The 14,045-nt window shown below is 69.4% G+C and carries 12 protein-coding genes; 5 read left to right on the top strand and 7 right to left on the bottom strand.

Annotated elements, in window-relative coordinates:
• The first annotated feature begins 68 nt into the window (after positions 1–68).
• Positions 69–1,127, top strand: coding sequence for an AF_0692 family protein (locus tag ABT294_RS09020; protein WP_350804621.1), 1,059 nt, complete (start codon positions 69–71; stop codon positions 1,125–1,127).
• A gap of 21 nt (positions 1,128–1,148) precedes the next feature.
• Here the strand turns inward: ABT294_RS09020 and ABT294_RS09015 are convergent, their stop codons facing one another.
• From ABT294_RS09015 to ABT294_RS09000, 4 genes are all read right to left on the bottom strand, one after another.
• Positions 1,149–1,487 carry a sensor histidine kinase gene (locus ABT294_RS09015; RefSeq protein ID WP_350804620.1) on the bottom strand — a complete coding sequence of 113 codons (339 nt, stop codon included), beginning with the start codon at positions 1,485–1,487 and terminating at the stop codon, positions 1,149–1,151.
• Between the two features lie 330 nt (positions 1,488–1,817).
• Positions 1,818–2,630, bottom strand: coding sequence for a carbohydrate ABC transporter permease (locus tag ABT294_RS09010; protein WP_350804619.1), 813 nt, complete (start codon positions 2,628–2,630; stop codon positions 1,818–1,820).
• Entirely contained in the window at positions 2,627–3,493 is an 867-nt protein-coding gene (locus ABT294_RS09005; protein WP_350804618.1) for a carbohydrate ABC transporter permease, read from the bottom strand. The genes ABT294_RS09010 and ABT294_RS09005 overlap by 4 nt, the downstream gene beginning before the upstream one ends.
• A 14-nt stretch (positions 3,494–3,507) precedes the next feature.
• Complete coding sequence (locus ABT294_RS09000; RefSeq protein WP_350804617.1) at positions 3,508–4,806, bottom strand: extracellular solute-binding protein; 1,299 nt, start codon at positions 4,804–4,806, stop codon at positions 3,508–3,510.
• 271 nt (positions 4,807–5,077) lie between these two features.
• Here ABT294_RS09000 and ABT294_RS08995 point away from each other — a divergent pair, with 271 nt between their 5' ends.
• Complete coding sequence (locus ABT294_RS08995; protein ID WP_350804616.1) at positions 5,078–5,887, top strand: DeoR/GlpR family DNA-binding transcription regulator; 810 nt, start codon at positions 5,078–5,080, stop codon at positions 5,885–5,887.
• Here the strand turns inward: ABT294_RS08995 and ABT294_RS08990 are convergent.
• On the bottom strand, positions 5,884–8,619 hold the full coding sequence (locus ABT294_RS08990; RefSeq protein WP_350804614.1) for an alpha-L-rhamnosidase: 2,736 nt from the start codon (positions 8,617–8,619) through the stop codon (positions 5,884–5,886). The two genes, ABT294_RS08995 and ABT294_RS08990, sit on opposite strands and share 4 nt — an antisense overlap.
• 131 nt (positions 8,620–8,750) lie before the next feature.
• Here ABT294_RS08990 and ABT294_RS08985 point away from each other — a divergent pair, with 131 nt between their 5' ends.
• Together ABT294_RS08985 and ABT294_RS08980 are read left to right on the top strand one after the other, a co-directional pair.
• Positions 8,751–9,632, top strand: coding sequence for a helix-turn-helix domain-containing protein (locus ABT294_RS08985; protein ID WP_350804613.1), 882 nt, complete (start codon positions 8,751–8,753; stop codon positions 9,630–9,632).
• 198 nt (positions 9,633–9,830) lie between these two features.
• Positions 9,831–11,252 (top strand): serine hydrolase, encoded by a 1,422-nt coding sequence (locus tag ABT294_RS08980; protein WP_350804612.1) that lies wholly within the window; start codon positions 9,831–9,833, stop codon positions 11,250–11,252.
• Between the two features lie 60 nt (positions 11,253–11,312).
• Here ABT294_RS08980 and ABT294_RS08975 read toward each other — a convergent pair whose 3' ends face one another.
• The gene (locus tag ABT294_RS08975) at positions 11,313–12,353 is read right to left on the bottom strand and encodes a TerC/Alx family metal homeostasis membrane protein (protein ID WP_350804610.1); all 1,041 of its coding nucleotides are present in this window, start codon (positions 12,351–12,353) and stop codon (positions 11,313–11,315) included.
• 301 nt (positions 12,354–12,654) lie between these two features.
• Between ABT294_RS08975 and ABT294_RS08970 the strand changes: the two genes are divergently transcribed.
• Positions 12,655–13,311 carry a maleylpyruvate isomerase N-terminal domain-containing protein gene (locus tag ABT294_RS08970; RefSeq protein WP_350804608.1) on the top strand — a complete coding sequence of 219 codons (657 nt, stop codon included), beginning with the start codon at positions 12,655–12,657 and terminating at the stop codon, positions 13,309–13,311.
• Between the two features lie 134 nt (positions 13,312–13,445).
• Here the strand turns inward: ABT294_RS08970 and ABT294_RS08965 are convergent, their stop codons facing one another.
• Positions 13,446–13,895, bottom strand: a complete 450-nt coding sequence (locus ABT294_RS08965; protein WP_350804606.1) for a VOC family protein — start codon at positions 13,893–13,895, stop codon at positions 13,446–13,448.
• Positions 13,896–14,045 lie beyond the last annotated feature (150 nt).

Here is a 14,045-nt window from a genome sequence, read left to right as displayed (position 1 = left end):
GTGTGACCTTACACCAGAATATTTTTACACGGTTGTAAGTTTGCACCGAGTGGTGATATCCAAGAGCCATGACCCAAGGAGCCTTACTTCCTCGCCTGGCACCCGCCATCTGGCTGCTCTTCCTGGCACCGCTGACGGGCGAATACCTGATGGGCAACATGCCGATCACCGACCTCGGCAACCTGCTCGCCCTGATCCCCCTGTACGGCTGCGGCGCCCTCCTCATCCGCGAGTTCGCCCGCCGCACCGGACGCGGCTGGCCCACCATGATGATCTTCGCGCTGGCCTACGGCATGATCGAGGAGGCCTTCGTCACCCAGACACTCTGGAACCCGAACTGGTCCGGCTTCCGTATCCTCGACTACGGCTTCATCCCCGCGCTCGGCCTGGCCGGGCCGTGGACGATGTTCATGGTGGGCGTACACACGGTGTTCAGCATCAGCGTCCCGATCGCGGTCGCGGAGACCCTCGCCGGCTCGCGGCGCACCGCACCGTGGCTGGGCAAGATCGGCTTCACGGTCACAAGCGTGCTGTACGGGGTCATGGTCCTGGGCGGCGCCATCTCCGCCATCGTCCTCACCGACTTCGCCTCCGCGCCCCAGCTCATCGGCGCCGGAGTCGCCATCGCCGCGATCATCGTCGTCGGCCTCCGCCTCCCCAGGCGCAGCACCGACGCCACTCCCCTGCCCGGCCGCGCCCCCGGCCCGTGGGTCGCCGGCACCTTCGCCCTGATCGCCGGCACCGTCTTCGTCCTGCTGTACGCGGTCGACCCCACTGGCCTGTCGCCCTGGCTGGGGGAGGCGATCCCCCTCCCGGCGTGGCTCAGCGTGCTCCTCTATCTGGCGCTGTTCGTCACCGCCGCCACCGTGCTGGTCCGCTGGTCACGCCGCGCCGGCTGGTCGCAGGCCCACCGGCTGGCGCTCGCCGGCGGCGCCATGCTGACCTTCGCCTGGCACTCCTTCCCGTGGAGAGCCATCCCGCTCCCTGGAAACCCGCCGCCCAGCCTTCCGGTAGACCTGGCCAGCAACGCCATCTTCACCGTAGGCGCGGTGGTCCTGCTGGTGGTCGCGGCCCTGCGGCTCCGTCGAGCATCGGTCAGCGGTACGGCGGGCGTTCAGCGGCCATGAGAGCCACGCCGGCCGCAGTGACTAGCTGGGGAGTTCGACGGCGGGCGGCGCGAGCGCTCCGGGCGGGACCGTCCCGCTGACGGTGGTCCCCGCGCCGGGCACGCCGTTGACCGTGAGGGCCCCGCCGATTCCGGCGAAGTACTCCTTCATCGCGCTCAGTCCCCGACCGGTCGTTCCTGAGGGGAAGCCGCGTCCGTCATCGCTGACCGTCAGCCGCAGGCCGCTCTCTCCCACCGTGACGGCGATCGCGACCGTACGGGCACGGCTGTGCCGCTCGATGTTGGCCAGTGCCTCGGACACCGTCGCGTCCAGGCTGCGGGCGACGAGGTCGGGAAGCTCGCCCCTGGGTAGGGCCCACACCTCCACGACAATCCCCGCACGCGCTGACCACTGCGCCAATCGGCGCTCCAGTCTCTGCTGCAGAGTCTCGGCCTCCAGCAGACGAAGATCGTCGTGCAACTGCTGTCCTCCCCGGTCCCCCCGCCAGCGTCTCGCCGCCCGCGGACGAGAGGTGAGCATGTCAGGACGAACCGTCAATATGCTTACAAGTCACTGTCCTATCCCTCCGATTCGATGCGCGTGAACCAGCAAAGGTTGCAACATCCCGTCCAGACCGGCCGATCCGCCGGCACAGCGTTTCTCAGCGGACGGCACGCCGATCAGCTCTCAGACACTGCGCGCGCGAGCGGGTCAGCCCTTGAGGCCGCTGGAGAAGCCCTTGATCACGTAGCGCTGGAGCAGCAGGAAGGCGAGGACGATCGGCAGCGACCCGAGCACCAGCCCGGCGAAGACGAGGCCGTGGTCGGAGACGTACTGGCCGACGAAGGCGAAGACGCTGACCGGGATCGTCTCGTACCCGGACCCGCCCAGGTAGAGCAGGGGCGTGAAGAAGTCGTTCCAGATGAACACGGCGTTGAGGATCAGGACCGTGCCGGTGATCGGCCGCAGCAGCGGGAAGACGACCTTGGTGAAGGCGACGAGGTGGGAGGCGCCGTCGATCTGCGCGGCGCTGGCGTACTCGCGGGGCAGCGCGCGGATGAACCCGGTGTAGAGGAAGACGGTGAACGGCAGCTGGATCCCCGTGTAGAAGATGATCATTCCGGCGTGGGAGCCGATCAGGCCGAGGTCGGTCACCAGCTGGTAGAGCGGGATCATGCCGAGCTGGAAGGGCAGCACGATGCCGAGCAGGAACAGCACGTAGAGCCCGTAGCCGAGCCGGCTCTTGGCCCTGGCCAGGTAGTAGGCCGCGAAGGAGCCGAGGGCGATCAGCGCGACGAGGCTGACCACGGTGATCACCGTGCTGTTCACCAGCGACGGCCCGAGCGACGCGGCAGTCCACGCCTTGGCGTAGTTGTCGAGCGAGGGCGGCGCCGGCAGCGCGAGCGGGGTCTGCGAGATCTGCGCCGGGTCCTTCAGCGAGAGCGTGATCAGCGCGTATACCGGGAAGAGGAACGCCACGGCGACCGCGATCATGACGATCTCCAGCAGGAACGTCCGTTTCACTGGGCGACCTCCCGCCTGCGGAGATAGTAGACCTGCACGAGCGACACCGCCGCCACGAACAGGGCGAGCACCAGCGCGATGGCCGTGCTGTAACCGAACTTGCCGAACACGAACGCCTGCTTGTACAGCACGGTCGAGAGGGTCTCGGTGGCGTAGCCGGGGCCGCCGTTGGTCGCCGCGAAGACCTGGTCGAACAGCTTGAGCCCGCCGATCGTGGAGAGCATCAGGTTGATCGTCAGGGCCGGGGCGAGCAGCGGCCAGGTGACGTACCTGAAGCGCTGCAACGTTCCCGCGCCGTCGATCATCGCGGCCTCGTGCAGTTCGCGCGGCACGCCCTCCAGGCCCGCCAGGAAGATGACCATGGAGTAGCCGGCGTACTGCCAGACCACCATGCCCGCGATCGACCACAGGGCGACCGAGGGGTTGCCGAGCCAGTCGACGTTCAGCCCGAGCAGCCCGTTGAGCCCCGCGGACGGGTCGGGGGTGTAGACGTACTTCCACAGGAAGGCGACCATGACGGGGCTGACGACGACGGGCGCGAAGAAGACGGCCCGCAGCACCGCCCTGCTCTTCAGCCTGGCGTGCACGCCGAGCGCGAGCAGCAGCCCCACGCCGTTCTGCACGACGACGATCGCCACGGTCAGCAGCAGCGTGTTGCCGATCGAGCCCATCGCCTGCTCGTCGTCGAGGAGCGCGGCCAGGTTCGACAGGCCGACGAAGGACCTGTCCTCGCCGATGCCGCTCCAGTCGGTGAACGCGTACAGCATGCCGGCGACGCTCGGGTAGAGCACGACCGCCGCGTAGACCAGCAGGGCGGGAAGCGCGAAGAGCCATGAGGGCGACAGCGAGCTGAATCGCCTCAAGGTGGTGGATGCGGTCACTTGGCGTAGGCCTCGTCCATCTTCTTCAGGGCCTCGTCCACCTTGATCTTGCCGGCGAGCAGCTCCTGGACGACGGCGAAGTGGACCGGCTGCACCTCGGCGTTCGGCCAGCGCTGGTCCATGAACGGCACCGCCCGGTCCTTGGTGAACGGCAGGAACGACTGCACCGCGGGGTCGATGGTGGAGGCGCTGTCCTGGGTGAGCGGGATGGCCGAGATCGCCTTGGCCCAGCGGTTGATGTTCTCCTGCTTGCCCAGGAAGTCGATGAACGCCTTGGCCTCGCCCACGTTCCTGCCCTTGGCGCCGGCCCCGAGGCCGACCACCACCCCGGCGGGGATCCAGACCTGGTCGGCGCTGTCGGCGCCGGGCACGGGGAACATCGACAGGTCGTCGGGGCTGGACGCCGCCTTGCGGAAGTCCGGCAGGACCGCCGACACCTGGATCGCCATGGCCGCCTTCCCGGTGGCCACCATGGAGGTCTGCTGCTCGAACGTGGTGCCGTTCGGGTTGTCGTTGAAGAAGCCGCGCTTCTGCAGTTCCAGGTACATCTCCATGGCCTGCCGCCAGCCCGACTGGGCGAAGCTCGCCTGCCCGGCGAGCTGCTTGTCGTCGAAGGACGGGTCCTTGGCGTAGACGGTGGAGGGCACGAGCGCGTACGTGATGAGCTGGGTGACCCACGGGGTCTGCGCGCCCAGCGCGATCGGTGTGACACCGGCCTTCTTCAGCTTGTCGCAGAGCGCCAGGAACTCGGTCCAGGTGGTCGGCGGCGCGTCGACGCCCGCCTTCTCGAACGCCTTCTTGTTGTAGACGGCGCCGATGACCGACGAGCCCGCCGAGTAGATGTAGGTCTTGCCCTCGGACTGGAAGGCCGGCTTGAAACCGGTCGGGATCGTCTTCGTCCACGCCTGGTCGGAGAGGTCGGCGAGCAGCCCGGCCTTGGCGATCTGGTTCATCGACATGGCGCTGCCGTTGCCCGGGTAGACCACGTGCAGGTCGGGCGCGTTGCCCGCGCCGAGCTGGGTGCGCACGGAGGTCTGCACCTGGTCGGTCGGCGCGAAGCTGGTGTTGACCGTGACGCCCGGCTTGACCTGCTTGTAGGCGGCCACGATCTCGTCCATCGGCGTCTTCTGGTCGGCCACGCCCACGAACCTCAGCTCGGTCGCGGACGCCTGCCCCTGCGCGGTGGTGGACGACGGCTTGGTGGAACACGCGGTGGCCGCGGCGGCCGCGGCGAGTCCGCCCATCATGCGGAAGAACTGGACACGGCTCATCTTGGCGTCGCGCAGGTCAGACATGGGCTGTCTCCTTGGTGAGGCTCCAACGGGCGGCGGGGAATGCGAACGTTTTAATCAGGGACGGGCGGAAGCCGGTCGGACAGTCGTCAGGGAGAGCGGCGCGGCGAGAGTCGGGGGATGTCAGCACAGCGGTGCCTCTTGGGGGTACGTTAAATCTAACGTTGAAACGTGTGAAGTTGTGAATGTTGCGTGGAGACTATGAGCCGCTCCCTGGGGTGTCAAGGGTGTGAGAGATTATGAGCGTTCACAGACGGTGCGCCGTCATCGATGCATGGGAGTGCCGCAGGTGAAGTCGCGTCCGCGCGCGGCCAGTGGAGCCACCAGGCGCCAGGCGATGGCCGAGCACGTCCTGCGGCAGGGCTCCGTCTCGATGGCCGAGCTCGCCGAGACGTTCGGTGTGAGCGTGATGACCGTCCACCGCGACCTGGACCAGCTGGAGAGCCAGGGCATGGTGCGCAAGTACCGCGGCGGGGCCAGCGCGCAGGCGTCCAGCATCTTCGAGAGCAACATCGCCTACCGCAAGACCGCCCAGACCGCGGAGAAGGAGGCGATCGCCCGGCACGTGGTGAGCCTGATCGAGCCGGGCAGCTCGGTCATCCTCGACGACTCCACGACCGCGCTCGCCGTCGCGCATCACCTCGGCGAGGTGGCGCCGCTGACCGTGGTGACCAACTTCCTGGAGGCGATCAAGCTGCTCGCCCCGATGCCGGGCATCCGGCTGATGGCGCTCGGCGGCGAGTACTACCCCACGCACGACTCGTTCCTCGGGGTCGCCTGCGTCGACGCGGTCGAGGCGATGAACACCGACACGGTGGTGGTCTCCACCTCGGCGATCTCCGACCGGCACGCCTTCCACCAGGAGCAGGAGATCGTGCTGGTGAAGCGGGCCATGCTGGCCGCGGGCACGCGCTGCATCCTCGCGGTCGACCACACCAAGCTCGACCGGGTCGCCCTGCACAGGGTCGCACCGCTCGACGCCTTCGACGTCATCGTGGTCGACTCGCACGCCTCGTCCGAGGCGATCCAGCGGCTGCGCGACCGGCACCACCACGTCGACGTCGCCGAGGTGGGCGAAGCCTAGACCGGCCGGCGCCGGGAGTCGGCTCCGGCTGTCTCCTGCGGGGCCGGCGCGGTGAAGCGGTAGTCGCCCGAGGCCAGCTCCACGGCCAGGACGCCCTGCCCGTCGCCGATGACCCGCACGCCGTCGGCCGCCGTCACCGGACCGTCGCCCTCGCGTACGGCGGCGCCGTCGGCGGCCGGGAGGTGCAGGACGGCCGTCGCGCCCGGAGGCACGGACACGTCCACCCGGACGTCGCCCTCCCCGAGCCGCCACCCGGAGGCGACCCGGCCGTAGGGCGTCTCCTGGTACGCCCGCGCCCAGCTCAGCCGCCCGCCGACGGCCGGGCGCAGCAGCAGGCGGCGGTAGGCGACCGAGCCGGGTTCCTGGTCGATGCCGGCGACCCGCCCGTAGAGCCAGTCGCCGACCGAGCCGAGGGCGTAGTGGTTGAAGGAGTTCATGGCGGCGGACTGGAACCCGCGCTCCTCGGTCCAGCCGTCCCAGCGCTCCCAGATGGTGGTGGCGCCGTGCCGGATCGAGTAGCACCACGACGGGAACCCGTCCTGGTGCAGCAGCGCGTAGGCGAGGTCCGCGCGGCCGTGCTCGGTGAGCACCGGGCACAGCAGCGAGACGCCGACGAAGCCGGTCGTCAGGTGCCGCCCGCGGGCCTCCACGTCCGCCGCCAGGTGCTCGACGGCGGCGGGGACGAGCTGCTCCGGCAGCAGGTCGAAGGCCAGGGCCAGCAGGTAGGCGGTCTGCGTGCCACCGGCGACGCGGCCGTCCGGTTCGACGAACGCCGCGACGAACGCCTCCCGGATCGAGCGGTGCAGCTCCTCGTACGCGGTCGCGTCGTCCTTGCGGCCGAGCACGCCCGCGGCCAGGCCGGTCAGCTGGGCGCTGCGGGCGAAGTAGGCGGTGGCGAGCAGGTCCCTGGGCGTCTCCACGCCCACCTGCAGCCAGTCGCCGTAGTGCTTGCCGACCCTCGCCCGCCAGACCAGGTCCGGATTGTGCCGCCTGATGTGCTCCACCCAGGCGGCCATCGCCTCGTAGGACCGTTCGAGCACGCGGACGTCCCCGTACAGCCGGTACAGCTGCCAGGGGATGATGACCCCCGCGTCGCCCCAGGCCGGCGCGCCCTGGTTCGTCACGCACACCTGCGGAGCCACGTCCGGGAAGGCCCCTTCGGCGTCCTGGCCGCTCACGACGTCGCGCATCCAGCGGGCGAAGAACGCCGACACGTCGGCGTTGCGCGCGGCGGTCGGCAGGAAGACCTGGGCGTCGGCGAGCCAGCCGAGCCGCTCGTCCCGTTGAGGGCAGTCGGTGGGCACCGAGACGAAGTTGCCCCGTTGGCCCCACTGGATGTTCGACTGCAGGCGGGTCACCATCTCGTCGGAGCAGTGGAACTCGCCCGCGGGCGGGGTGGCGCTCTGCAGCACCCGGCCGGTCACGTCCTCGGGCAGGAGCGGCCCTGGATGGCCCGACACCTCCACGTACCGGAACCCGTGGACGGAGAAGCGCGGCTCGAACACCTCGACCGGCCCGCCGGCCGACACGTACTGGTCGGTGGCCTCGGCGGTGCGCAGGTTGGCGAGGTACAGCTCCCCGCCGTCCAGCATCTCCGCGTGCCGCAGCCGGAGGCGGGCGCCCCGCTCGGCCCCGCGGACGGTCAGCCTGACCCGTCCCACCATGTTCTGGCCGAGGTCCACGATGTGGCGGCCGTCGCCGCGCGGCTCGACCGACACGGCGGGCAGCTCCGCCACCACGCGCACGGGCTGGTCCGCGGTGGCCGTAAGCGACGTGACGTCGCCGTCTAGGACGGCGGCAGGCGCCCAGCCCCGGTCGTCGAAGCCGGGCGCGTTCCAGCCGGGAACGTCCTCGCGGGCGTCGACCAGCTCGCCCATGAGCAGGTCGCTGTAGACGATCGGTCCCCGTCCCGTCCGCCACGTTCCGTCGGTGGTCACCAGGCGCCGGGAGCCGTCGGCGAAGTCGACGGCCAGCTGCGCGATGAACTGCGGGGCGGGCCCGTAGTGCAGCGCCTGGTGCCGGACGTCGAAGCCCACGTAGCCGCTCCACCAGCCGTCGGCCAGGACGGCGCCGATGACGTTCTCGCCCTCGCGGAGCAGGCCGGTGACGTCGTGGACCTGGTACTGGACGCGCTCGCGGTAGTCGGTCCAGCCGGGGGCCAGCTCGTCGTCGCCGACCCGGTGGCCGTTGACCGACAGCTCGTACAGGCCGCGCGCGCTCACGTAGACCCGGGCGCGCACGGGGCGGCCGTCGAGCCGGAAGGCGCGGCGCAGGTGCGGGCAGGGACGCAGCGGGCGGGTCCGGTCGGTGCGGTCGTCGTCGCGCGGCGGATCGGCGACCGGCTCGCACGCGGGATCGAGGCCGATCCAGGCGGCCAGCCAGTCGTCGGTGTGCAGCAGGCCCGTCTCGAACCAGGACGTCGCCTCGCCCGCCTGGGAGCCGTCCGCGTCCCACACCGAGACCCGCCAGTGGTAGCGGGTGCCCGACTGCAGGGGCGGGCCGTCGTAGCGCACGTGCGGGAGCTCGGGCTGCCGCACGCCGCTGTCCCACAGCAGCCGGGCGGGGTCGTCCAGGTCTTCGGGACGTGCCGCCACCCGCAGCCGGTAGGCCGTCGGCGCGTCGCCCCGGCGGGACGAGGAGAGCTTCCAGGACAGACGCGGTCGGCGCTCGTCGATCCCGAGGGGCTGTTCCAGGAGTTCGCAGGTGAGACCGTACGGAGTCAGGCTGGACACGATCATCCTTTCGGGCCGCCCGTGTGCGGGGCTACGGAGGGAATCATCCGAGCCCACTCGGCCCAACAGATAGCACTAAATACGCTTAAGTCGGACAAAATTGACCTCATGTGGACCACTAGGGCTGCGGCGTGACGGGGACTCCGCTGGGGTCGTCCCGCGGGCTGCTCTACTTCGCCGACGGCTCGCCCGCCTACGCCCGGCGTTACCCGCACGAAGGCGAGGAGCCCGTGCACACGCACAGCTTCGTCGAGATCGCCGTCGTCGTCGCCGGCTCCGCCGTGCATCACTCCCTGTCGGGACGGCGGAGACTACAGGTAGGGGACGTCGTCCTGCTGCGTCCGGGAGTGTGGCACGGGTACGAGGAGTGCGCGGGGCTCGTCCTCTACAACTGCTGCGTCGGCACCGACCTGCTCCGCAACGAACTCTCCTGGACGCGCGAGGACCCGCAGCTCGGCTACCTCCTCTGGACCGGGCCTCACTCGTTGCAGCGCCGCGGCCTGCTGACCACTCACTTGGACGATGGTGAGCTGGCCAGGTGCGTCGGCTACCTGGAGGCGCTCGACCGGTTGCGCGCCCGCCACCTCGACAAGCACCGTGCCGACGTCATCGGCTGGCTCTCCCTCTTCCTCGGCCAGCTCTCCCGCACCGCCACCGCCGGGCAGGACGAGGTGGCGAACGGCACGGTGACCCACCCGACGGTCATGCGGGTGATGGCCATGCTGGAAGGCGACCCCGCCCACGACTGGACGCTCGCCGAACTCGCCAGAGTTGTCGCGCTCAGCCCTGCCTACCTGGTGCGGCTGTTCAAGTCGGCGACCGGGCTGCCCCCGATGGCCTACCTCGCCCGGTTGCGCGTCGAAACCGCGTCCGACCTGCTGCTGCGCACCGACGATCCCGTCACGGCGATCGCCCGCGCGGTGGGCTGGCCCGACCAGAGCTACTTCGCCCGCCGCTTCAAGAGCTACTTCGGCCTCAGCGCCACCGTCTACCGCAACCGCTTCCGCACCTAGCGCCGCGCAGCGTCGACCCGGGCATGCCGCGCCCGCATGCCGCGCCCGCATGCCGCGCCCGCAGGTCTCGCCTAGAAGCGGCCGACACAAACGTAAAAAGGACTCGCCGCCTTTCTCGGGCGAAATGGCTTTCGGCCTCCGCGTCTCTGACGAAAAGATTGCGAGCTGAACTATTCGGCATGACTATGATCAAGAAACATGTCAAGATTTCGAATGAGTCGGCAGGTCGTCGCCGGGCTTGTCGCGGGGGTGGCGCTGCTGGGATTCGCCGTCGAGCCGGCGCGGGCCGAGCCGTCCGGCAGCGCCGGCGAGGTCGCCCACTTCTTACAGCGCACCATGGACGGGCTTACCTTCGAGAACGTCCTCGACCTGGCGCCGCCGGGGTCGTCGCAGGCGCGCTCGCTCGCCGCTTCGGTCGACAAGGAAGCGAAGACGGCGAACGACTACGCGCGGCTACTCGCGGGGGTGGACCCCAAACCGATCGTCCAGCAACCGCAGCTTGATGTGACGGTGCTGGAACTGGATCGGTACGGGCGGCCCATCTCCTCAGGCACAGTGCTGATGAGCCCGCAGTATCCGCATGGGGTCGTCGTGCCGGTGGATCGCGACTTCCACACCACCCAGGTGCGGTGGCGGCAGTGGGACGACGCCGGCTGGTACGCCAACCAGGGCAAGGGCACCATCGACGTGGTTCCCGGCCGGGAGAACGCGCCCATCGACTTCATGTCGCCGTATCCGGCGTCCGTCCTGAAGCTGATGGTCAATTTCGGGGTGCTGCGGCTGGTGGACAAGGGCCAGATCAAGCTGGACGACACCTACGACTACCAGCCCACGGCGGTCAGCTCGTTGTGCGGCGGCGCGTCCAGCAACACCATCCGGGCCTACATGGAAGCCTCGATCACCTCGTCGTCCAACAGCGCGTCCTGCGCCCTGGTCAAGCTGCTGCACGATCGCGGCGCCATCGACGAACTCAACCAGACGTTCCAGGACCTGGGGCTTGAGACGTTGCAAGTGAAGGGCACCAATCCCGCCAACGGCGGACGCTGGTCCAATCCGGTCACGATGAGTTCGCTGGACACGGCCAAGCTGCTCGCACTGGTCAACGGGATGCCGGGAAGGGCGTGGTCCGCTCCCGATGGCACGCCGGTGACCAAGGCGGTGCTGAGCCCCGCCTCCCGTCAGGTGTTCAAGAGCCTGCTCGGCGAGCAGGGGTTCAACGACATGCTCTCCACCACCAACCGGTGCGGCAGCGACTACCCGGCGGCAGGCATTCCGCAGCGCGTCGCGTCCCGCTGGATCGGGGACGACGGCGCGGTGACCGTCGCCGGTAACAAGTTCGGCCAGGACGTGCGCCCGTGCAACGAAAGTGCCCAGGTCACCTTCGCGCACAAGACCGGATGGGTCGGCAATTCCGGCGCGGACGCGGGCATCGTCAGGTCGCTGCCCGGCAAGGCGGGCCGCCACTACATCGTCGTCGCGTTCACCAACCTCGGCACCCAGTACGTCGACGCGAACCGGCCGGCCACGAAGCCCGGTGTCTACCCGGTCGCCTACACCGAGAAGCTGGCGAAGCTGGGACACGCGATCGACCAGTACGAGGCGGGCAGGACCACCAGGTGACCGCCGGTCAGTAGTGCTTCTTGAGCGGGGCCCAGGCGCGGGCCCCGCCTGTGAGCTGGGTCAGCGTTCGCCGGGTCGCTCGGCGGGCTCCTCGGCGGGCTCCTCGGTGGGCAGGGTGCGCCGTTCGGCGCGGCGGTTGGCGTACAGGCTGGTGAGCGTGACGGTGATCAGCACCGCGATGATCACTCCGAGCGAGACGAGGGTGGGGATCTGCGGGACCCACGCCCAGACGCCGTGCGCCCAGTGCAGGATGAGCTTGACGCCGATGAAGGCCAGGATGACGGCGAGCCCGTGGTTGAGATGTCCCAGCTTGGTCAGTGCGCCCTGCAGCACGAAGTACAGCGCGCGCAGGCCCAGCAGGGCGAAGGCGTTGGTGGCGAAGACGAGGAACGGATCTTCGGTCACTCCGTAGACCGCGGGGACCGAGTCGACGGCGAAGACGATGTCGGTGGCGAAGACGGCCACCACGGCCAGGGCCAGCGGGGTGACGGCCAGAGCGCCCTGCTCGCGCACGATCAGGCGCGCGCCACGGTAGCCGTCGGTAACCGGGATCAGCCGCCGCAGCAGCCGGACCGAGCGCATGGTGGAGATGTCGACCTCCTGGTCGTGGCCGCCCAGCGCGTCCTTCAGCACCTTGCCGGCGGTGACGATCAGGACCGCGCCGAACAGCAGGAACGCCCAGGTGCCGCTGCTCAGCGCGGCGGCGCCGAGCGCGATGAAGATCGCGCGCAGGACGAGGGCGCCGATGATGCCGTACAGCAGAACCTGCCGGGCCAGCGCGGCCGGAACCGCGAACGCCGACAGCAGCAGCATGAACACGAACAGGTTGTCGACCGACAGCGACTTCTCCACCACGAAACCGGTGAAGAACTCCGTCGCCACGGTGGACCCGAACGCGCTCCACAGCCAGGCGCCGAACCCCACAGGCAGCAGCAGGTAGAAGACCGACCAGCTCACTGCCTCGCGCATGCGCACCTCGTGCGGTCGCCGCGTCAGCAGCAGGTCCAGCGCCAGCAGCGCCACCAGTACGGCCACGGTGGCCGCCCATAGTGTCGGCGAGGCGATGGACGTGGTTGCGGAAAGCTGTGTCGCCGCAGGCATGGAACCTCCTCGAACGCGCTCAACTCGTTCGAGGTCTCCTTCACCCGCTGGACGCGGGCGGCCGTCCGAGGACACATCGAGATGTCCGTATTGACCGGAGCGACGCTTTGGGAAGTACTCCCCTCTGCGGTTCAGGCTAGGTCACCACGGGGGTGCCGTTCAAATCCACACCAGCCCGTGGACCTTACGCCGTGGTCCCGAAGAGGAGCCTTGCCGGGCCGTGACGTTCCCAGGCCGGGTATGCGTACCGACCGTCCAAATACACTTGTCCGCCGCTCCGGTCCGGCATTACCGTGCCGCAGTGGATCTCTTCTCACGCTCTTGGACGGCGTTGCGCACGGCGGTCGCCGAACTCCCGGACGAGGACTTCGAGCGGCCCTCCGGCTGTACCGGCTGGCTCGTGCGAGACCTGGTGTGCCACCTGGTCATCGACGCCCAGGACGTCCTGATCACCCTGGTCACGCCCGCCGAAACCGAACCGACCCGCGACGCGGTCACCTACTGGGAGGTCGCCGAAACGCCGCCGACCGGCGACGACCCGCTCGACGCGCTGATCCCCAGGCTGGCCGCCGCCTACGGCGAGCCGCGGTGGCTCAAGTTCCACCTCGACGACGTCGGTTCCGCCGCGGGCCGCGCCGCCGAACTCGCCGATCCCGCCGTCCGCGTCAGCACCCGCGACGAGGTGCTGACCGTCGGTGACTACCTGTCCGTGTACGTGCTCGAATGGACCTTGCACCACCTCGACCTGATCGCGCATCTGCCGTCGGCCGCCGAGCCGCCCGCCGAGACCCTCGCGGCGGCACGCGCGTCGCTGGAGAAGATCGCCGGGGCCCCGTTTCCCACCTCGTTCTCCGACAAGGACGCGCTGCTGATCGGCACCGGACGTCGCACGCCGACCGACGCGGAGAAGGCCGCACTGGGCGACCTGGCGGCAAAGCTCCCGCTCATCCTCGGCTGAGCAGCCCATCGTGGATGATCCCGACGAGGTGAGGCAGGGGTTAAGCCTCCCTCACTTCCATAAGGACCTAAGCCGAAGTGCGGCGGGGGATGCGGAGACGCGGGGACAGCCCGTGATGACGTGCGGAAACGGCGCTACACCACGTCGAACTCGTTCCCCTCGGGATCCACCATCGCCACCGCATAGTGATCAACCCCGGGCTGCGACAGCACCCGTACAACGGACGCCCCCGCCTGGACTAGCCGCTCCACCTCGGCATCCACCCGCGCTTTCCGGGTCTCCAGCGGTACGTCCTCCCGCTTGCCGCCCACCTTCACATCCAGGTGGAACCGGTTCTTGACCGCCTTGCCCTCAGGCACCTGCTGAAACCAGATCCTCGGCCCGTACCCCTCGGGATCGACGATGCTGTCGCTGCCGTCCCCCTCGCCCAGCTCGTCCTCCGGCACTCCGAGACTGCGCCAGTAATCCCGCCACGTGTCGAATCCACCCGGCGGCGGCTCCACCGTGTACCGCAGCGCGCCCGCCCAGAACCGGGCCATCCGCTCGGGTGCCGCACAGTCAATGACCAGCTGATAGGAAACCATGGCAGCCATCCTGTCGAACCCATCCGACAATTGTTGGCTCACGGCCCGGACGGCTCACGGCCCGGACGGCTCACGGCCCGGACGGCTCACGGCCCGGACGGGTCACGGCTCGGACGGCTCCTGGGCCAGTCAGTCGGTTGGCCACCAACC

The sequence above is a fragment of the Nonomuraea sp. NPDC000554 genome, from assembly GCF_040300065.1.
Lineage (GTDB): Bacteria > Actinomycetota > Actinomycetes > Streptosporangiales > Streptosporangiaceae > Nonomuraea.
Note: the sequence above shows the minus strand (reverse complement) of the source record. Positions and strands in the feature narration are given on the sequence as shown.

Coding starts and splice junctions, on each gene's coding strand:
- ABT294_RS09020 (WP_350804621.1), top strand. CDS start 69: ATGACCCAAGGAGCCTTACTTCCTCGCCTGGCACCCGCCATCTGGCTG.
- ABT294_RS09000 (WP_350804617.1), bottom strand. CDS start 4,806: ATGTCTGACCTGCGCGACGCCAAGATGAGCCGTGTCCAGTTCTTCCGC.
- ABT294_RS08995 (WP_350804616.1), top strand. CDS start 5,078: ATGGGAGTGCCGCAGGTGAAGTCGCGTCCGCGCGCGGCCAGTGGAGCC.
- ABT294_RS08980 (WP_350804612.1), top strand. CDS start 9,831: ATGTCAAGATTTCGAATGAGTCGGCAGGTCGTCGCCGGGCTTGTCGCG.
- ABT294_RS08975 (WP_350804610.1), bottom strand. CDS start 12,353: ATGCCTGCGGCGACACAGCTTTCCGCAACCACGTCCATCGCCTCGCCG.
- ABT294_RS08965 (WP_350804606.1), bottom strand. CDS start 13,895: ATGGTTTCCTATCAGCTGGTCATTGACTGTGCGGCACCCGAGCGGATG.